The sequence below is a fragment of the Modestobacter italicus genome (assembly GCF_000306785.1).
Taxonomy (GTDB): domain Bacteria; phylum Actinomycetota; class Actinomycetes; order Mycobacteriales; family Geodermatophilaceae; genus Modestobacter; species Modestobacter italicus.
The window spans coordinates 5,181,884-5,199,933 of sequence record NC_017955.1 but is presented as its reverse complement, the minus strand read 5'-3'; the positions used below and the strand labels follow the sequence as shown (position 1 = coordinate 5,199,933).

Below are 18,050 nucleotides of genomic sequence, written 5' to 3'. Positions count from 1 at the left end.
CGCCGGCCACGCTCCGTGCAACCCGGCAGGGCCAGGTCGTCAGCCGTCCGGGGGAACGGGTACGCTCATGACAACCATTCCCACTCTCGTCCCCGGAGGACCCATGCGCACGGCGCCCCGGCGTGGGACCCTCCCTGCGGTGACGACCTCCGCGCTCAGCCTCCGCGACGCCGGGGTGCGCTTCGGCGACCGGGTGCTGTTGAGCGGGCTGGACCTGGAGCTGCAGCCCGGGGAGTTCCTCGCGGTGCTGGGGCCCAACGGCGCCGGCAAGTCGACCCTGCTCAAGGCGGTGCTCGGCCAGCAGCCGCTGTCGACCGGTGAGCTGCTCATCGACGGGCAGGCGCCGGGGCGGGGCAGCGACCGGGTCGGCTACGTGCCGCAGCAGAAGTCGATGGACGCCGCCACCCCGCTGCGCGCCCGCGACCTGGTGGCCCTGGGCATCGACGGCCACCGCTGGGGCCTGCGCCGGCGGACCGCGGAGGAGCGCCGGCGGGTCACCGAGGCCCTCGCGGCGGTCGGCGCGACCGGCTACGCCGACGCCCCGCTCGGGCTGCTCTCCGGCGGGGAGCAGCAGCGGGTGCGGATCGCCCAGGCGCTGGCCACCGACCCGTCGCTGCTGCTCTGCGACGAGCCGCTGCTCTCGCTGGACCTGCGGCACCAGCGGGCGGTCGCGGACATGATCGACCGGCGCCGCCACGAGCACGACACCGCCGTCGTCTTCGTCACCCACGAGATCAACCCGGTGCTCGACCTGGTCGACCGGGTGCTCTACATCGCCGCCGGCGGCCACCGGATCGGCCCGCCCGCCGAGGTGCTCACCTCGGAGACCCTCAGCGAGCTGTACCGCACCCCGGTCGACGTGCTGAACGTGCGCGGCCGCGTGGTCGTCGTCGGGACGCCGGACGAGCCCGGGGGCTGCACCCACCACGAGCTCACCCCGGAGGCGCAGCCTGCCGGAGGTGCCGCCTGATGGACCGGCTGTTCGACTTCTCCGACTACGGCGCGCTGCTCGGCCTGGTGCACAACTCGCTCATCGCCGCGGCCCTGCTCGGCGTGGTGGGCGGCCTGGTCGGGGTGTTCGTGCAGGTCCGGGACATGCAGTTCGCGGTGCACGGGATCAGCGAGCTCTCCTTCGCCGGCGCCGCCGCGGCGCTGCTGCTCGGCGGGAGCGTGGCGCTGGGGTCGGTGCTCGGGTCGGTGCTGGCCGCGGCCCTGATCGGTTGGCTCGGCGTCCGCGCCCGGGACCGCAACTCGGTGATCGGCGTGCTGATGCCCTTCGGCCTCGGCCTGGGCGTGCTCTTCCTGTCCCTCTACGAGGGCCGGGCGGCGAACAAGTTCGGCCTGCTCACCGGCCAGATCGTGGCGGTCGACACGGTGCGGCTGGGCTGGCTGGTCGGGGTGTCGGTCGTGGTGCTGGCCGGCCTCGCGGTGGTCTGGCGGCCGCTGATGTTCGTCAGCGTCGACCCCGAGGTGGCCGCCGCCCGCGGCCTGCCGGCCGGGGTGCTGTCGGTCGCGTTCACCCTGCTGCTCGGGCTCGCGGTGTCGCTGGCCGTGCAGGTGGTGGGGGCGCTGCTGGTGCTCTCGCTGCTGGTCACGCCCGCGGCCGCGGCCTTCCGGGTGACGGCGTCCCCGGTGCTCGCGCCGTTGCTGAGCACGGTCTTCGCGGTCGTCTCGGCGGTCGGCGGCATCCTGCTGGCGCTGGGCGGGTCGATCCCGATCAGCCCGTTCGTGACCACGATCAGCTTCGCCATCTACCTGGTCTGCCGGGTGGTGTCGGCTCGGCGCCGGCGGGCCGGCTGGGGTGCCCGCGTGCCGGACGCCGAGCTCGCCGCGGCCCCGGCAGCGGTGCGGTAGGAGGCCGACGTGCCGGTCGAGCCCGGGAGGACCTCCGTGCGGCCGCCGACGGCGCCGCCGCGGCGTCCCCGGCCGCAGCCGGCCGCGCCGGCCCCGCCGCCCGCGGGACCGCCCGGCGACCCGGTGGGTCCCGCGGAGGGCTGAGGGTCAGGCGCCGGAGATGCGGTTGCCCGGGTCGACGCCCTCGGCGGCGTTCTCCTCGGCCCCCTCGGCGGGCTCCTCGGTGTGCGGCGTGCGGCCGCTCTCCTCCTCGCCGGGGGTCACGGCGCCCTCTGCGGGCTCGTCGGTGTGCGGGGTGCTCTCGGTCATGGGGGTCCCGTGCCCCCGCCCGGCGGCGGCCAACCCTCAGTCGACCGGGGTCGGCGCCGGGGTGCGCCGGAGCAGCGCCTGCACCGCGTCGTCGTCCGGGAGGGCGCCGCGCGCGCCGGCACCGGTGGTCGACAGGGCCGCCGCGGCCACGGCGTAGCGGACGGCGTCGGCCAGCGGCGCGCCGCGGTCCAGGGCGCTGCTCAGCGCCCCGCAGAAGCAGTCGCCGGCCCCGGTGGTGTCCACCGGCTCGACCGGCGGCGGCGCCTGGAGCAGCACCGGGCCCTCGGTCGGGACGACCAGCGCGCCGCGCTCGCCCAGCGTCACCACCACCGACCGCGCGGCCAGCCCCCGGGCCAGCTCCGCCAGGGCGGCCGGCGCCGCGTCGCCGTCGGCCGCCCCGGCCAGCCGGCGCAGCTCGTGCTCGTTGGGCACCAGCACGTCGACCCGGGCGAGCAGCTCGGCCGGCAGCGGCTGCGGCGGCGCCGGGTTGAGGACGACGGTGCCGCGGGTCGCCGCAGCGGCGGCCCGGACCGTGTCCAGCGGGGTCTCCAGCTGCAGCAGCAGCACGCCGGCGCGGTGCACCGACTCGACGTCGACGTCGACCGGGGTGAGCTCGGCGTTGGCGCCCGGCACGACCACGATCAGGTTCTCCCCGCCGACGGCCTCGACCGGGATGGTCGCCGTCCCGGTCGGCACGCCGGCGGTGCGGTGCACCCGGCCGACGTTGACCCGCGACTCGGCGAGCGCGGCCAGCTGGCGGCCGGCAGCCGGGTCGTCGCCCACCCGGCCGACCATGTGCACGCCGGTACCGAGCCGGCCCGCGGCGGCGGCCTGGTTGGCGCCCTTGCCGCCGGGCAGCACGGCGATCGCCGAGCCGATGACCGTCTCGCCCCGGCCGGGCAGCCGGTCGACGGTCACCACCACGTCCTCGTTGAGGCTCCCGACGACGGTCACGGACACGAGGGGCTCCCGGAGGTGGTCACGGACGCCGAGCCTAGGAGAACGGCTCAGCGGGCCCGGCGCGCCGCCGGCAGGGCGAACCACAGACCGAGGCCCAGCGCCGTGACCAGCGCGCACCCGGCCACCGCCCAGCCCCGGCCGAGGACGACGTCCAGGACGAGCAGCACCGCGCTGGCGATCCCGACCAGCAGCAGCACCAGGCCGACCAGCAGGGCGTGGTCCGAGAAGGCGACCACGGCCTCCTTCTCGTGCTGGCGGAACAGCACGCGGTGGAAGGCGACCGGGGAGATCAGCACGATCGCCGCGCAGCTCGTGCTGAGCAGGGTCAGCACGTAGAGGTCCCGCTGGAAGTCGGTGAGCTGACCGAAGCGCTGCGTGAAGGGCAGCGTCAGCAGGAAGGCGAACAGGAACTGGACCCCGGCGGTCGCGACCCGGGTCTCCTGCAGCAGCTCGTCGACGTTGCGGTCGAGCACCTCCTTCGGGTCCTCCCCGCGGTTGCGCGCCGACCTCTCCACGTCCGTCCGTTTCCGGGCCATGGCGGTGCGGTACCGCAGCGGAGGACCGCTGACACCCGGGAGGACCCCATGGCCGACACGGACGCCGACACGACCCGCCGCGAGTTCGGCGAGGCGGTCAACATGACCGCCGGTGAGCTCGAGAAGTGGCTGGGCACCGAGGAGTCCCAGGCGGTCGGGCAGAAGAGCGGCGGGTCGGGGGAGTCGACCGGGCACGAGTCGGGCCGGCGCATCGTCGAGCTGCTGCACACCAAGAAGGCCGACCTCACCGACGACGACCTGGCGCACATGCGCAAGGTGCACGGCTACGTGCAGCGGCACCTCGCCCAGGAACCGGAGCACGAGCACGTCGAGACCTCGAAGTGGCGGTACTCGCTGATGAACTGGGGCCACGACCCGCTGAAGAAGAAGTAGCGTCTGCCGGGTGCTGCGCAACGACCCCGCCCAGTACGACGGCCTGGCCGACGACTGGTGGCAGCCCTCGGGCGGCTTCGCGATGCTGCACTGGCTGGCCGCCTCGCGGGCCGAGCACCTGCCGCCGGCTGCCCGCCCCGGCGCCGTCCTGGTCGACCTGGCCTGCGGCGGCGGGTTGATGGCGCCGCACGTCGCCTCCCTGGGGTACCGGCACGTCGGGGTCGACATCGGCCACGCCGGGCTGCGGGTGGCCGGCGAGCACGGGGTGCTGCCGGTGCGGGGGTCGGTGCTGGCGGTCCCGCTGGCCGACCGCTGCGCGGACGTCGTCCTCGCCGGTGAGGTGCTCGAGCACGTCGCGGACACCGACCAGGTGATCGCCGAGTGCGCCCGGTTGCTCCGGCCCGGGGGCACGCTGGTCATCGACGCGATCGCCCGGACCCGGTTGGCCCACCTCGTGGCCGTGAAGATCATGGAGCGGGTGCCCGGCGGCCCGCCTCCCGGCATCCACGACCCCGCCCTGTTCGTCGACCGGGCGCAGCTGCTGGCGGCTGCCGACCGGGCCGGGCTGGACCTGCGGCTCGTGGGCATCCGCCCGTCGGTGCGCGACGTCATCGCCTGGCGGCGCGGCCGCCGGCACGTCGTCCGGATGCGGCCGCTGCGGCTCACCACCGTGCTGTTCGCGGGTTACGGCACCCGCCGGTGAGATCGGCAGGGCGCCACCGGAGGGCACACGTCCGGGTCCGCACGTACGGTCGGGGCATGATCGCGACTCCGCTGGTGGGCCGCCGGTGACGGCCGCCGTCGTGACCGGGGCCGGGCACGCGCTGCCGGCGACCTACGAGCAGGGGCAGGTCTGGGACGGGTTCTTCGCCGCCCAGTACGCCGGGGTGCGCGCGGCGGAGCGGGTGTTCCGCGCCGCCGGGGCGCAGCGGCGGCACGCCGTGGTGAACCCGGTCGACGAGGACGTCTCGCGCTGGGGCACCGGCGCGCGGATGGAACGGTTCATCGTCGAGGCGCTGCCGCTGGGCAAGCAGGCGGTCGCCGGTGCGCTGGACACGGCCCGGCTCGCGCCGGGCGACGTCGGGCTGTTCGCCGTCGCCTCCTGCACCGGCTACGCCACCCCGGGGCTGGACATCCGGCTGGCCAGCGACCTCGGCATGCCGCTGGGGCTGCAGCGGCTGCTGATCGGGCACATGGGCTGCTACGCGGCGCTGCCCGGCATCGCCGCGGTCAGCGACTTCGTCACCGCGCGGTCCCGGCCCGCGGTGCTGCTCTGCCTGGAGCTGACCAGCCTGCACGTGCAGCCGGCCGTCGCCGACCTGGAGCAGGTCGTCACCCACGCCCTGTTCAGCGACGCCGCGGCAGCCGTCGTGCTGGAGCCCGGTGCCGGCCGCGGTCGCCGGGTCGCCGGCATGGTCGCCCGCACCGACCACTCCACCGCCGACCACATGACCTGGGACGTCACCGACCTCGGGTTCCGGATGGGCCTGTCGCCGCGCGTCCCCGACGTGCTCGGCCGGCACGTCGGCGGGGTGGTGCAGGAGCTGCTGGACGAGGCGGGCCTGCGCAGCGAGGACGTCGCGGGCTGGGCGGTGCACCCCGGCGGCCCGCGCATCCTGGACGTCGTCCGGGACACCCTCGGGCTCACCGAGGAGCAGATGGGCGCCTCGCGCCGGGTGCTGACCGAGCACGGCAACTGCTCCTCGGCGACGGTGCTGCTCGTGCTCGAGGAGCTCGGCGACGTCGACGGCCCGGTGGTCGCGATGGCCTTCGGCCCCGGCCTCACCCTCTACGCGACGCTGCTGCTCCCGGCCTAGCGCCGGCCGTGGCAGCAGCTCGAGCGTCTCAGCCGAGGTGGGCCTGCTTGGGGGCCAGGCCGCGGAGGGCCTCGGCGGCGACACGGTCGCGGTCGGCGCCCCCGGCGGCGACCACCACGGCACCCACCAGGCCCTCCACCAGCGGCGCGGAGCTGAGCACCACCCGCTCCCGGACGTCGTCGTCCAGCAGCTCCAGCGCCGTCTCCGCCGACATCACCGCGCTGCCCAGGTCCATGAGCACCACGACGCCGTCGCCGGAGTCGGCGGCGGTGATCGCCGCGGAGACGGCGACCGCGTCGGTGCCCAGCCCGCCGTCGTCGGTGCCGGCCGCCACCTCGACGGCCACCTCGGCGCTCGGCAGCATCTGCCGGGCCAGCGTGACGGCGGCCTCGGCGAGCGGACGGCTGTGCGAGACGACGACCAGGCCGACCCGGGCCACCGGCGTCAGCCCTCGCCGCGGGACAGCGCGGTGACCGCGGCGTCCAGCAGCAGTGCGGTCGAGGTCGCCCCCGGGTCCTGGTGGCCGGCGCTGCGCTCGCCCAGGTAGCTCGCCCGGCCCTTGCGGGCGACGAGCGGCACCGTGGCGTCCCGGCCCGCGCCGGCGGCCGCGGCGGCGGCGGTCAGCGCGGCGCCGAGCGGTCGGCCCTCGGCGAGCGCGGCGTCCAGGGCGTCGCAGGCCGGTGCCAGCGCGTCCAGCATGGTCTTGTCCCCGGGTTCGGCCTTGCCCCGGGCGACGACGCCGTCCAGCCCGGCTCGCAGCGCCCGGGCGAACGTCTCGTCGTCGGCCGGGTCGGGGCCCAGCGCGCCGGCCATCCGCAGGAAGAAGGTGCCGTAGAGCGGTCCGCTCGCCCCGCCCACCTTGCTGACCAGCGTCATCCCGACCTGCTTGAGCAGCGCGGCGGGGTCGGCGGGCGGCGAGGCCTCGATCGCCGCGACGGCCGCGGACATGCCGCGGTCCATGTTGGCGCCGTGGTCGGCGTCGCCGATCGCCGAGTCCAGCTCGGTGAGCTCGTCCTTGTGCTCGGCGACCGACCGCGCGAACTCGCGGACCCAGGCCTCCAGCGCCGCGACGTCGAGGGAGTCCGCCACCCTCAGACCCCCCACCGCAGGCCGGGGGTGCGCACCGGGGCGTCCCAGAGCCTGACCAGGTCGTCGTCCACCTTGAGCAGCGTGACCGAGCAGCCGGCCATGTCCAGGCTGGTCATGTAGTTGCCGACCAGCGACCGCGCGATGGTCACCCCGGACTTCTCCAGCACCCGCGCGACCTCCGCGTACATCAGGTACAGCTCGATCAGCGGGGTCCCGCCGAGGCCGTTGACGAAGGCGATGACGCCGTCCCCGCCGGAGAACTCCAGGTCGCTGAGCACCGGCTCGACCAGCATCTCGGCGATCTCCCGGGCCGGGGCGAGCTTGACCCGGCGCCGGCCGGGCTCGCCGTGGATGCCCACGCCGATCTCCATCTCGTCCTCGGGCAGGTCGAAGGTCGGCTTGCCGGCCGCCGGGACGGTGCAGGAGGTCAGCGCCATGCCCATGCTGCGGCCCTGGGCGTTGACCGTGCGGGCGACGTCGGCGACCTCGGCCAGCGGCCGGCCCTGCTCGGCGGCCGCGCCGACCAGCTTCTCCAGCAGCACGGTGACGCCGACGCCGCGGCGGCCGGCGGTGTAGAGGCTGTCCTGCACGGCGACGTCGTCGTCGGTGACGACGGCGACCACCTCGGTGCCGGACTCGGCGGCCACCAGCTCGGCGGCCATCTCGAAGTTCATCACGTCACCGGTGTAGTTCTTCACGATGTGCAGCACCCCGGCGCCGCCGTCGACCCCGGTCGTGGCGGCGACCATCTGGTCGGGCACCGGGGAGGTGAACACCTCCCCGGCGCAGGCGGCGTCCAGCATCCCGGGGCCCACGAAACCGCCGTGCATCGGCTCGTGACCCGAGCCGCCGCCGGAGACCAGCCCGACCTTGCCCCGGACCGGGGCGTCACCGCGGAAGACCACCCGGTTCTCGTGGTCGACGCGCAGTTCCGGGTGTGCGGCCGCCATGCCCCGCAGGGCGTCGGCGACCACGTCGGCCGGGTCGTTGATCAGCTTCTTCATCGATGCTCCTGGGTCGGGGGAGTGCGCCGTCAACCGCGGGACTCGGTGCGCCGCTCGGTGGCGGTGGCCTCGCGGGGGGTGGGGGTGTCGGTCCGCCCGGCGGCCCGGTCGCCGGGCTCCGGGGTGCTGGCGGTGCGGCCGGGCTCCTCGTCCTCGTCGGAGACCGGGAGGTTCCGGCCGACGAGCAGGTCGTAGAGCAGCGCGCCGATGAGCGCACCGATGATCGGACCCACGATGGGCACCCAGAAGTAGATGTCCCCGTTCTGATCTCGCCAGGCGCCACCGTAGCCGGTGACGAACGACAGCAGCCGCGGGCCGAGGTCGCGGGCCGGGTTGATCGCGTACCCCGCGTTGGTGCCCCACGCCATCCCGATCGCGACCACGATCAGCCCGATGATGAACGGCGCCAGGTTGGCGCCCGGGGACGTGTTGCGCAGGTCGGTGATGGCCAGGATGAGGAACAGCAGGATGGCGGTGCCGATGATCTGGTCCCGGAAGGCGCCCCAGGTGCCCACCGGCAGGGTGCCGTTGCCCGGCAGCGTGGAGAAGATGCCCTGGGTGTCGATCGTGTGGTCCGGGTCGATCGCGGCGATGACCTCGCTGTAGTTCCAGCGCACCAGCAGGGCGGCCACGAACGCGCCGGCCGTCTGCGCGAGCGCGTAGGGCAGCACCTTGCGCCAGGAGAAGCCGCGGAAGGCGGCCAGGGCGACGGTGACCGCGGGGTTGAGGTGCGCCCCGCTGACCCGGGCGGCGACGTACACACCCAGGACGACGCCGAGGCCCCAGGCCCAGGCGATGCTGTCGTGGTCGCCGATGCCGCCGGCCACGACCTGGGCCACGACTCCCACGCCGAAGAGGATCAGGATGAAGGTGCCGGCGAACTCGGCGGCGAGTTCGGCGGCGAGCGTGCGCTGCTTCGGGGTCTCGACCACGGTGTCCTCCGCTGGAGGGTGGTGGGGGCGCGGGATGCGTCCGGCGGGGGGAAGGCTAGGAGTGATCCAGGTCTCCCGGCAATGACCTGCCGTCCCGCATCGTCGGACAGCGCACGACGCACCGCAGGGGGCTGCCGAGGAAGCCGTCGGCAGGGCACACTCGGCGGCCTCAGGCCCCCTGATGGAGGGACGAGAGGAGGTGCTCCGGGGGGCCGGCAGACCCAGCAGCGGTCCCACCCAGCACTGAGGAGCTCCCAGATGGCAGGCAACAGAGGCGTTGCGTACATCGAGCCCGGCAAGGTCGAGGTCCAGCAGACCGACTACCCGAAGTTGGAACTCCAGGACGGTCCGGGGGTGAACCCGGCCAACATCGGGCGGAAGCTGAACCACGGCGTGATCCTCAAGGTGGTCACCACCAACATCTGCGGCAGCGACCAGCACATGGTCCGCGGCCGCACCACGGCACCGCCGAACCTGGTGCTCGGGCACGAGATCACCGGCGAGGTGGTCGAGAAGGGCTCGGACGTCGAGTTCATCCAGGTCGGCGACGTGTGCTCGGTGCCGTTCAACATCGCCTGCGGGCGCTGTCGGAACTGCAAGGAGGGCAAGACGGGGATCTGCCTGAACGTCAACCCGGCCCGTCCCGGTGCTGCCTACGGCTACGTCGACATGGGCGGCTGGGTCGGCGGGCAGGCCGAGTACGTCACGGTCCCCTACGCGGACTGGAACCTGCTCAAGTTCCCCGACCGGGACCAGGCGCTGGCCAAGATCCTGGACCTGACGATGCTCTCGGACATCTTCCCGACCGGGTACCACGGCTGCTACACGGCCGGGGTGACCACCGGGTCGACGGTGTACATCGCCGGCGCGGGGCCGGTCGGCCTGGCAGCGGCGGCATCGGCGCAGCTGCTCGGCGCCGCCGTGGTGATCGTCGGTGACCTGAACAAGGAGCGGCTGGAGCAGGCGCGCAGCTTCGGCTGCGAGACGGTCGACGTCTCCGCGGGCACCCCGCAGGAGCAGGTCGAGCAGATCCTCGGCGTACCCGAGGTGGACGCCGCAGTCGACGCGGTCGGCTTCGAGGCCCGCGGACACGGGCACGACTCGACCCACGAGGCCCCGGCGACGGTGCTCAACTCGCTCATGGAGCTCACCGCGGCCGGCGGTCAGATCGGCATCCCGGGGCTCTACGTCACCGGTGACCCGGGTGGGATCGACGACGCCGCGAAGGTCGGGGCGCTGTCGCTCTCGCTGGGCACCGGCTGGGCGAAGTCGCTCTCGTTCACCACCGGCCAGTGCCCGGTCATGAAGTACAACCGCAAGCTGATGATGGCGATCCTGCACGACCGGGTGCAGATCGCGAAGGCGGTCAACGCCACGGTCATCACGCTGGACGACGCCCCGCGGGGGTACCAGGAGTTCGACTCCGGGGCGGCGAAGAAGTACGTCATCGACCCGCACGGGATGGTCAAGGGCAGCGCGGGCAACGGACGCGCCGCCTAGCGGGACGGCCGGCCCGGGCACCTGCCCGGGCCGGCCTCACCACAGGTCGCCGGGCCGCCAGTCGCAGACCAGCCGGGCGGAGGTGTCCAGCCCGGCGGGGGTGTGCGGCGTCGGCAGCACGAACACCGCCTCGCCGGGGCTGTCGACGACGCCCTGCGGGGTGGCGCGCGGCGACGGCGCCGGTCCACCGCTGCCAGCCGCGGGCGGCGTAGAACCGCACTCCCTGCCGGCTGGAGGACAGCGCGCCCAGCTCGAAGCCCCCGGCGACCAGCCGCTCGACCTCGGCCATGACCGCCGAGCCCACACCGCGCCGTCGCCAGGAGGCAGCGGTGGCGACCGCCTCGACGTAGCCGGTGCGCAGCGTGCGCTCGCCGGCGACGAGCTGCCGGAGGACGACCGAGCCGTGCCCGACGATGTCGCCGTCCACCGCCGCGAGCACGTGCACACCGCCCAGCGCGTGCGACCAGTCGTCGTCGCCGAACCGCCCGGCGAAGGCGTCGTCCAGGAGGGCGCGCACGCAGCTGAGCTCGGCGGGGGAGAGGTCCGCGGTGGGCGCGGTCCGGAGCCGGGCGCCGGAGGTGGTCACGGCACCAGCCTGGCCGCAGGACGGCGGGCGGGCGAGAGAGCGGGTGACGAGAATCGAACTCGCACTGTCAGCTTGGGAAGCTGATTAGACTGGGGACGAAATCGCTGTTCGGAGCCCTGTTCACCGCGACGAGGCGACGGTCCATGACCTCCCCGTGACCTAGCGGCTCCGGTCGCCAACGGATGCGTGCCGGCTGCTCGGGGTTGACGGCATCGCTCAGCGCCACAAGGACGAGGTCCGCCACCCCTGGGGGAAGCCCATCTCGGCCAGGGTCCGTCCGGTGGGCGGCAGAGCTGTTGTCAGCAGGGCCACAAGATCGTCACGCCAGCCCTCCCAGGCGTCGTCGTCGACGACCTCCGCGAGGAGGAAGAGCATGAGACACAGGGGACCGAAGACCCGGGAGACCTGGGCCGTCGGCCCGGTGCGCAGGTGCGCGAGAGGGCCGATCGAGCGCAGGTGAGCTGTGGCGAGTTGGACGTCCATGTTCCGGTTCCACAGCCGCGAGTGGTGGGCGCAAGTGTTGCGCAGGTAGTTGATCACTCGCAGCCAGTTGGTGAGGACTGCGCCGTTACCTCGCCCCCTGACGTCGAGCGCACCGAAGCCGGCGGCGATCTCATCGCGGTCGCGGCTCTTGAGGCCGCTGTAGAGCGTGGAGACTCCGCCGAAGTCCAGAATCTCGGTCACCACCCAAGCTGGCAGCCGGCCGTCGTACTTGGAGCGGAAGTGCTCGACGAAGTCCTCACGGGAGCGCTGCTGCGCGTCATGCATGCGGCGGAGCCACTCTTGGTAACGGCTGGGCTTCCCCGAGGTGAGTGGTTGGTCGAAGCGAGCGTCCAGGTTCACCGGATCCAGGTGGGCGTAGGCGCCGCGACGGCCGAGGACGTGGCCGACCTGAACGCGGGCCGCGATCTCGATGCGCTCCAAGGCATCGAGCAGGTGCAGCTTCAGGCGCCGGTCGAAGTCGTACAGGCCGATGATCTGGTCGAGGCTGGCGCCCGAAACGAACTCGTCGGCTCGTCCGACGCCGGTCGGGCTGGGCTGGCGGTAGGGATACCAGTAGCCACTGAGCCGGTAGTAGCCGACGGCTCGCAGGACGCGTTCCGCGTGCTGTGGGTCGGGAACGACGAGTCCGCGCGAGGCCAGCAGCCTCACCTGGGCCGGTAGGTCCAGGTGAGGCTTGGTGTACGGCGCAGGCAAGAACGTCCTCTCCTGGCGTCGGAGCAAAAGAAAACCAGCCCGTGATCACGAGGGATCAGAGGGGCTGGCCGTGTTGGATCGACTCTAACTCAGGATGTTGTCGACGTCATCCCTGCCGCCGCGGCGGTGCGTCGCGCTCACTCGGACGAGGGGACCATCGAAGCGGCACCGATCATCGCGTCGAGTGCCCTGGCGATCTCGCTGTCGCGTTCATCGGCCGCGTGCTGGTACATCAACGCTGCGGCCGAGGAGGAGTGCCCCAGACGCCGCATGAGCTCCTTGGTCGTGGCGCCGGTCGCCGCGGCCAGGGTGGCTCCGGTGTGCCGTAGCTCGTGCGGTCGGACCGGTGGCAGGCCGACCGCCTCGACGGCTCGGCGGAAGGTCTGGCCGAAGTTGGCCGAGTGCAAGAAGGTTCCCGCGCAGGTGCCGAAGACCAGTGCATCCGGGGAGTCGGACACGAAGCGCTCCAGATGGGTCGCGAGGGCACTTGCCACGCTGGCCGGCAGGGACACTGTGCGGCGCCCGGCCTCGGTCTTCGGGTCACCGACCAGCCAGCGTCCACCCACGTAGCGAACCGAGCGATGCACGTGCAGCTTGCCGCCGTCGACGACGTCCGACCTGCGGAGGGCGGTGGCCTCGCCGAATCGGAGCCCACCGAAGGCAAGTACGAGCACCAAAGCCCGATAACGCTCCGTTCGCCGGTCCCGGCCGACGTGGTCGGCCAGGGTCTGCGCCTCAGCCGCGGTCAGCGCTCGGGAGGGCCGGGTGGCCCTCGGCGTGCTGGCGCCACGGAGCCGACACGGGTTGGCCGCGATGACCTCGTCGGCCACGGCGACGCCCAGGATGCCGCGAAGGAGCCGATAGGCCTGGGCCAGCGCCGTGGGGCCGGTTCGCTTTGCCGCCGCGGTGTGCCAAGTGCGGACCTTGGCGGGGGTGACGTCGCCGACCGGCACGTCCTCCCACTGGGGCGCCAGGTGGAGCCGCCAGAGGCCGGCATAGAGGCTCCTGGTGCTCTCCCGTAATTCGTCGCGGGCCAGGTAATCCGCCGCGAAGGCACCAACGGTGCGCTGGCCGGATTCGGGAGCCCGCCAGGCCTTTCGGACGAGGTCAGCCTGTGCGGTTGCCAGCCATGCCCAGGCGTCGGCTTTCGCCGTCCCGAAGACCTTCGACCGGCGGCGCCCATCCGGACCGACGTAGCGGGCGCGGTACCGGCCGCTGGGCAGACGGTCGACGGTCCCGAAAGCGGCTCTCTTCGCCATTCGGTTACCATGTCATGACCTGCGAAAGCTGCCAATGTCGCCTGTGGACAGCGCGTGCTGCGTTCTGGCCCGACTCTTCCTATTGCCGCGGTATGCGCCCGTCGTTGATGAAGCCGTCCAGGGCCGAGCGTTCGAGGCGCACGTGCTTGCCGAGTTTCACGTAGGGGATCCGCCGTTCGCTGATGAGGCGGCGGACGAAGCGCTGTCCTGTGCTCAGGTACTCGGCGGCCTGGTCGATGGTGAGCAGCTGACCGGGGTCACCGAGGGGCGTGGGCTCGTAGGCGGAGGCCTGGGGTATCGCCTTCCTCCGTCGGTTGTCCCGAACCATGTTCAGCGACCGCCTGCCGGGAGGGGGCCCGAGCCCCGCAGATAGCACCCGAGCGTGCCGCTGAGGGGTGCGCTCGCTCCGCGGGTGTCGCCTCCTGCATCCCGGTGAGTGCGCCGATTGCGGCGTGGGTTCACCGCCGGCTCCCCCGGTCGTTGGCAACCCGGCCGTGATGAACGTTGATCCAGCTGCGGAGCTCGTCGGCGCGGTAGAGGACGCGGCCGCCGAGACGGAAGCTGCGTGGGCCGGTGCCGAGGTGGCGCCAGTACCGCAGCGTGGCGACGGGCGCGCGCAGGAGTTCAGCGGCTTCGACGATGGTGAGCAATTCGGGCTCATGGCCGGCGGGGCGGTCGGGCATGGCGGCGGACTCCGGATCCGATCGACTGGTGTGGCCTGATGCTTGTAGAAGGCGCCATTTCGAGCCGTTTGGTGACAGCTCACAACGAGCTTCTTCCGAGGCCTCCAGTTTTCCTCCTGTACCTCTCCTGCCGAGCCCGCAGCGGGCGTCGGCGGAGGCCGCCGTCATCGGCCGATGCCTGGGGCGGTATCACGCCGGGGAAGGAACGGACCGAGGCGCTCCTCCTCGGGCCGGGGAACGCCCGGGACGGGCGCGGTTAGGCCCAGGCGCACCGATCCGCGCTGCTCGGGGCCCGCCGTGCGCCGTGTGCGCCAGGCCTCGCGTTCGCGGGTGAGCCGATCAGCGGGCTGGGCGAGGAGAGCCGGTTCGGCGGTGAGGGTCGCGATGCGCGCGCGTGTGTCGGTGAGCTCCTGGCGGGTGGTGGCGATGTCGCGCTGGAGGTCCGTGAGCCGGCCGGCCGGATCGGGGGTCCAGGCCGCGGGCCCGAAGGGGTCGAGCCGCTCGTCGCGCCGCTGGCCCGCCTCGGCCAGTGCGCGTATGGCCTGCTCTGCCGCGTGCCGGGCGGTGTCGGCTGCGGCGCGGAGCTGGGCGTGTTCTGGGTGGGCCTGTTCGGCCGCCTGGCGGGCGGAGGCGGCGAACGCCCCCCACAGGGCGGAGCGGTCGTCGAACCAGCCGGCGACCGGGGCGAGCTCACCGGTTTCGGTGGGCAGGGACGGCACGTGTGGGCGCCACCGGTCGGCCCAGTCGGCGAGCTGCTCGCCGGCTCGAGCCACCGCGCCGCGCCGGAGGCCGAACCGACCGGAGCCGTCGAGCACCACCCGCGCGGCTTGACGGGCGGCGTCGCGTTCGCCGTCCCAACGCGCGAGCAGGGTGTCGCGGACCTGCTCCGTGTGGGCGGCGACGGCCGCGCCGCTGTCCCCGGCCCGGCCTCTGGCCTGTTCCGCAGCGAGCGCCGTCTGATCTCGGGCGGCTTCGAGGTGCGCGAGTTCGCCGGCATGGGGGGCTTCGAGCGCGACGACCTCGCGCAGCGTCTCGCGCTGCGGCTCCCAGTAGGCAAGTCGCTGAAGGCAGCGCTGCTCGGCCGTCCACGCCGCGCGCAGCTCGACCAGAACCTCCTCCAGCGGGCGGGATGGGGCGTAGCGGGCCGCCTCGGCGGCGGCGAGCTGGGCGGCGTGCGCGGGGCCGAGGTCAGCCCGGTCGCGGGCGAACACGGCGACCCACTGCACCCGGGCGTCGTCTGCATCGGCGGCGACGAGGTGGGCGGTGTTGGTCTCCCGGCCGCGGGTCATGCCGACGTAGGCCGACGCCGCGCCGGTGTGCTGGCCGATCACCACGTGTGCGGCGGTGACGGTCTCGCCTTGGACGCCGTGGGCGGTGCTGGCGTAGGCGAGCTCGACGCGCGCGGTGACGTAGTCGGCGGGCAGCACCCGCGCCCCTTGTGGGTCTGGGGTGACACCGCCGGGAACGTCATCGGTGTCAGGGCCGGTCGGGGTGACAACCAGCGCGCCGTTTCGGGTGACGGCGGTGACGGTCCAGGTGTCGCGGTTGGCGACGTCGAGGTGGCGGTCGTTGCGCCGGGTGGCGATCCGGTCCCCAACGCCGATCCGCTCCCCGGCGCCGGTGACGGCCACCGTCCGGTCATCGACCCGGCCGGCGGTGACCAGCCGTTCGCGGATGGCGTTGTTGAGTTCGGCGGCTTGTTCGCGGGTGTCCACCACCACGGCCACTCGGCGGCCGTCGGCATATGAGGAGGCGGCGGTGGTGGCCAGCATGTCCTGTAGCGCGGCGGCGCCGGGGAACAGCCGGATCTGGCCGCGGGCGAGGAGGGCGTCGAAGATCGCGCCGGGGTCCTTGCCGGTGCGCATGGCCAGGGTCAGCGCGGCGTAGCCGGTGTCGGGTGCTGTGCGGCCGTCCTGGTCGGTGCGGGTGAAGCGGTGCACCGCGTCGAGTGTCAGGTGCGCCCCCGGGTCGGCCTGTCCGATGGCCACGTCCAAGACGCCGCCGCGGCCGACCGCGGACAGCTGGTGCCGGTCACCGAGCAGCGCCACCCGGGCCTGGCACTCGTCGGCGACAGTCAGCAGAGCGCGGGCGGTGTCCTGGTCGAGCATCCCGGCCTCATCCACCAGCAGAAGATCCCCGGGATGTATCTGCGCGGCCTCGCTCGGCCCGGCGTAGACCCGGCCGGTCGCCGGGTCGACCTCGCCGACGGCGAGCCTGGTCCAACGCCCCTCGTCGTCCCAGCGCCAGCCGTGCTGGAAGGCGAGGGACGCCGCGGACCCGGCGGCCGTCCCCACCTCGCCGGCGGCCACCTTGGCCGCCTTCCGCGTAGGGGTGACCACCACGAGCCGGCGGCCCCGCGCCTCGAGCAGGTCGCGGGTAGCGGCGAGGGTGGTGGTCTTGCCCGCCCCCGCGGCGCCCTCGACCACCACCAGGGGCCGGTCGCCGGCCAGCGCGGCGACCGCCGCGGCCTGCCGGGCATCCAGCCGGCCGGCGGCGGCCGCGCGGTCGACCGGGAATGCCGGGCCGGTGTCAGGCACGCAGTGCGCGGCGCGGGCGGCGAGCCGGGTGGTCAGATCGGCTTCGACGTCGAGGACCGGCTGGGAGGTCCAGGCGCGGATGTGCTCGGGCACCCCGTCCCGCTGCAGGAGGGGTAGGCACTGGTCCAGGGCGCGGGCGGTGAGGTCTTCGGCCAGCTCGATGCGCACCGGTGCGTCGGCGACGACGCCTGCGGCGGCGATCAGCCGCTCGGCCTCGCCCCGGATGTCGGCGGCGTTCCACGCCGACCGCCCGGCCGCGAGTCGGGTCAGTGCGCGCTGCACCAGCTCGTCGCGATCGAGGGCCCCGATCGGGGTGGGCGCCAGGGCGACCGGCCTGCCCGGGTCGCGGTAGCCGAGAGCGGACAGGTCGGCCCGCCAGCGTTCCTCCAGCCTGACCCCGGGCTGGGCGGTGACCTTGTCCGGGCGGCCGTCGACCCACGCTCGGGCGTCCCACGCTCGGCGCAGCGCCGGGCCGGGGTGGTCACCGGGGTGCGCGGTCGCCCATTCCCGTTCGTAGCGGTCCACATTCCGGGTGATCTGCGCGTGCCGGGCGCTGAACGGGCCGACATAGTCGGCCAGCTCCAGTATTTCTCCAGTCGCGTCCTTCGTGTAGCAGTGCGCGGCGAATGCGGCGTTCAACTCCGGGTCACACGCCATCGCCGCGTGCCCGATGCCGTTGATCGCCCCGAGCGAGTCGCGGATGCCGACGGTGTGCAGCCCGCGCCATTTCCCGGCGGCGAACACCCGGGACAGGAGCTGCAGGTGCAGGTGCCAGTGCGGGTCTTCCGCCCGGGAGGTGTAGTGCCGCACCGTCGCCGCCTCCAGCACCTCCAGTGGCACCTGCACCTGCCCGCCGCGCGGGCCGACCCGGGTGGTGGCGTGCTGCGAGAGCCAGGCGACGATCTGCCCGGCAGCCCGGTCCTGGGCCGCCTCGTACGCCTCGGCGATGTCCGGGTGCAGCGCGGCGGCCAGCGACCAGGTCTTCGGACCGTTGACCACCACCTCCACGAACCGCACCGCATGCTCGTCGTCACGCAGCCACCCACGCGACTCTCCACTGCTGGGGTCACGGCCGGCGACCCACGTCTCGTAGGCATCGCCGGTCAGCGGGACCAGCTCGGCCACGCGCCCGTCGGTGACGGTGAAGCGGCGGGCGAACCCGGAGCCCTCGGTGAGGTAGTAGTCATCGGCCCGACCCCGGTCGGCCTCCACATAGGCGCGGGCGGCGGCCGGGTCGCCGACGTACACCTTCATTCCCCCATGCAATCTCAACGCCACCCAATAATGGCCAACACGTCACCCCTATAAACGCCACTGGGCCCCGCGAAGCGGGGCCCGAGCTACCTCTATTGGTAGCATGCGTGCCGTATTGCTGCAAGCGTATGCGGGGTTAT

The 18,050-nt window shown here is 73.7% G+C and carries 19 protein-coding genes and 1 tRNA gene; 6 read left to right on the top strand and 14 right to left on the bottom strand.

Annotated elements, in window-relative coordinates; genetic code table 11:
• Nucleotides 1–139 precede the first annotated feature (139 nt).
• The gene (locus MODMU_RS24715; RefSeq protein ID WP_014743143.1) at nucleotides 140–970 is read left to right on the top strand and encodes a metal ABC transporter ATP-binding protein; all 831 of its coding nucleotides are present in this window, start codon (nucleotides 140–142) and stop codon (nucleotides 968–970) included.
• On the top strand, nucleotides 970–1,854 hold the full coding sequence (locus tag MODMU_RS24710) for a metal ABC transporter permease (protein ID WP_014743142.1): 885 nt from the start codon (nucleotides 970–972) through the stop codon (nucleotides 1,852–1,854). The genes MODMU_RS24715 and MODMU_RS24710 overlap by 1 nt, the downstream gene beginning before the upstream one ends.
• 147 nt (nucleotides 1,855–2,001) lie before the next feature.
• Here MODMU_RS24710 and MODMU_RS28810 read toward each other — a convergent pair whose 3' ends face one another.
• Genes MODMU_RS28810 through MODMU_RS24700 form a run of 3 tightly spaced genes read right to left on the bottom strand, consistent with a single transcriptional unit; the run spans nucleotide 2,002 to nucleotide 3,659 of the window.
• Nucleotides 2,002–2,163, bottom strand: coding sequence for a hypothetical protein (locus tag MODMU_RS28810; RefSeq protein WP_014743141.1), 162 nt, complete (start codon nucleotides 2,161–2,163; stop codon nucleotides 2,002–2,004).
• Nucleotides 2,164–2,199: 36 nt separating this feature from the next.
• Nucleotides 2,200–3,123 carry a ribokinase gene (locus MODMU_RS24705; RefSeq protein WP_014743140.1) on the bottom strand — a complete coding sequence of 308 codons (924 nt, stop codon included), beginning with the start codon at nucleotides 3,121–3,123 and terminating at the stop codon, nucleotides 2,200–2,202.
• Nucleotides 3,124–3,170: 47 nt separating this feature from the next.
• The gene (locus MODMU_RS24700) at nucleotides 3,171–3,659 is read right to left on the bottom strand and encodes a DUF6328 family protein (RefSeq protein WP_014743139.1); all 489 of its coding nucleotides are present in this window, start codon (nucleotides 3,657–3,659) and stop codon (nucleotides 3,171–3,173) included.
• 48 nt (nucleotides 3,660–3,707) lie between these two features.
• Between MODMU_RS24700 and MODMU_RS24695 the strand changes: the two genes are divergently transcribed.
• From MODMU_RS24695 to MODMU_RS24685, 3 genes are all read left to right on the top strand, one after another.
• The gene (locus tag MODMU_RS24695; RefSeq protein WP_014743138.1) at nucleotides 3,708–4,052 is read left to right on the top strand and encodes a DUF3140 domain-containing protein; all 345 of its coding nucleotides are present in this window, start codon (nucleotides 3,708–3,710) and stop codon (nucleotides 4,050–4,052) included.
• 10 nt (nucleotides 4,053–4,062) lie between these two features.
• The gene (locus MODMU_RS24690; RefSeq protein WP_014743137.1) at nucleotides 4,063–4,755 is read left to right on the top strand and encodes a methyltransferase domain-containing protein; all 693 of its coding nucleotides are present in this window, start codon (nucleotides 4,063–4,065) and stop codon (nucleotides 4,753–4,755) included.
• Nucleotides 4,756–4,840: 85 nt separating this feature from the next.
• Nucleotides 4,841–5,869: a type III polyketide synthase gene (locus tag MODMU_RS24685; protein WP_014743136.1), complete on the top strand. Its 1,029-nt coding sequence runs from the start codon at nucleotides 4,841–4,843 to the stop codon at nucleotides 5,867–5,869.
• A 28-nt stretch (nucleotides 5,870–5,897) separates the two neighbouring features.
• Here the strand turns inward: MODMU_RS24685 and dhaM are convergent, their stop codons facing one another.
• The 4 genes from dhaM to MODMU_RS24665 are packed head-to-tail and all read right to left on the bottom strand — an operon-like array spanning nucleotide 5,898 to nucleotide 8,894.
• Nucleotides 5,898–6,308: a dihydroxyacetone kinase phosphoryl donor subunit DhaM gene (gene dhaM / locus MODMU_RS24680; RefSeq protein ID WP_014743135.1), complete on the bottom strand. Its 411-nt coding sequence runs from the start codon at nucleotides 6,306–6,308 to the stop codon at nucleotides 5,898–5,900.
• 5 nt (nucleotides 6,309–6,313) lie between these two features.
• Nucleotides 6,314–6,958 (bottom strand): dihydroxyacetone kinase subunit DhaL, encoded by a 645-nt coding sequence (gene dhaL / locus MODMU_RS24675; protein WP_014743134.1) that lies wholly within the window; start codon nucleotides 6,956–6,958, stop codon nucleotides 6,314–6,316.
• 2 nt (nucleotides 6,959–6,960) lie between these two features.
• Nucleotides 6,961–7,962 carry a dihydroxyacetone kinase subunit DhaK gene (gene dhaK, locus MODMU_RS24670; RefSeq protein ID WP_014743133.1) on the bottom strand — a complete coding sequence of 334 codons (1,002 nt, stop codon included), beginning with the start codon at nucleotides 7,960–7,962 and terminating at the stop codon, nucleotides 6,961–6,963.
• Between the two features lie 29 nt (nucleotides 7,963–7,991).
• Nucleotides 7,992–8,894, bottom strand: a complete 903-nt coding sequence (locus tag MODMU_RS24665) for an MIP/aquaporin family protein (RefSeq protein ID WP_014743132.1) — start codon at nucleotides 8,892–8,894, stop codon at nucleotides 7,992–7,994.
• Between the two features lie 258 nt (nucleotides 8,895–9,152).
• On the opposite strand from MODMU_RS24665, the gene fdhA reads away from it, so the two are divergent.
• A complete protein-coding gene (gene fdhA, locus MODMU_RS24660) occupies nucleotides 9,153–10,394 on the top strand; it encodes a formaldehyde dehydrogenase, glutathione-independent (protein ID WP_014743131.1) in 1,242 nt (413 codons plus the stop codon).
• Here fdhA and MODMU_RS24655 read toward each other — a convergent pair.
• The 7 genes from MODMU_RS24655 to mobF all read right to left on the bottom strand — a co-directional run bounded on the left by MODMU_RS24655 (nucleotide 10,360) and on the right by mobF (nucleotide 17,910).
• Nucleotides 10,360–10,980 (bottom strand): GNAT family N-acetyltransferase, encoded by a 621-nt coding sequence (locus MODMU_RS24655; RefSeq protein WP_014743130.1) that lies wholly within the window; start codon nucleotides 10,978–10,980, stop codon nucleotides 10,360–10,362. The two genes, fdhA and MODMU_RS24655, sit on opposite strands and share 35 nt — an antisense overlap.
• 38 nt (nucleotides 10,981–11,018) lie before the next feature.
• Nucleotides 11,019–11,107 (bottom strand) — tRNA-Gly (locus MODMU_RS28805).
• Between the two features lie 89 nt (nucleotides 11,108–11,196).
• Nucleotides 11,197–12,132, bottom strand: coding sequence for an Abi family protein (locus MODMU_RS24650; protein WP_051144075.1), 936 nt, complete (start codon nucleotides 12,130–12,132; stop codon nucleotides 11,197–11,199).
• Between the two features lie 182 nt (nucleotides 12,133–12,314).
• On the bottom strand, nucleotides 12,315–13,436 hold the full coding sequence (locus MODMU_RS24645) for a tyrosine-type recombinase/integrase (protein ID WP_014743127.1): 1,122 nt from the start codon (nucleotides 13,434–13,436) through the stop codon (nucleotides 12,315–12,317).
• Nucleotides 13,437–13,515: 79 nt separating this feature from the next.
• Complete coding sequence (locus tag MODMU_RS24640; protein ID WP_014743126.1) at nucleotides 13,516–13,764, bottom strand: helix-turn-helix domain-containing protein; 249 nt, start codon at nucleotides 13,762–13,764, stop codon at nucleotides 13,516–13,518.
• Between the two features lie 130 nt (nucleotides 13,765–13,894).
• Nucleotides 13,895–14,119, bottom strand: a complete 225-nt coding sequence (locus tag MODMU_RS24635; protein WP_041795605.1) for a helix-turn-helix transcriptional regulator — start codon at nucleotides 14,117–14,119, stop codon at nucleotides 13,895–13,897.
• A 164-nt stretch (nucleotides 14,120–14,283) separates the two neighbouring features.
• Nucleotides 14,284–17,910 (bottom strand): MobF family relaxase, encoded by a 3,627-nt coding sequence (gene mobF, locus MODMU_RS24630; RefSeq protein WP_014743124.1) that lies wholly within the window; start codon nucleotides 17,908–17,910, stop codon nucleotides 14,284–14,286.
• Between the last annotated feature and the right edge of the window lie 140 nt (nucleotides 17,911–18,050).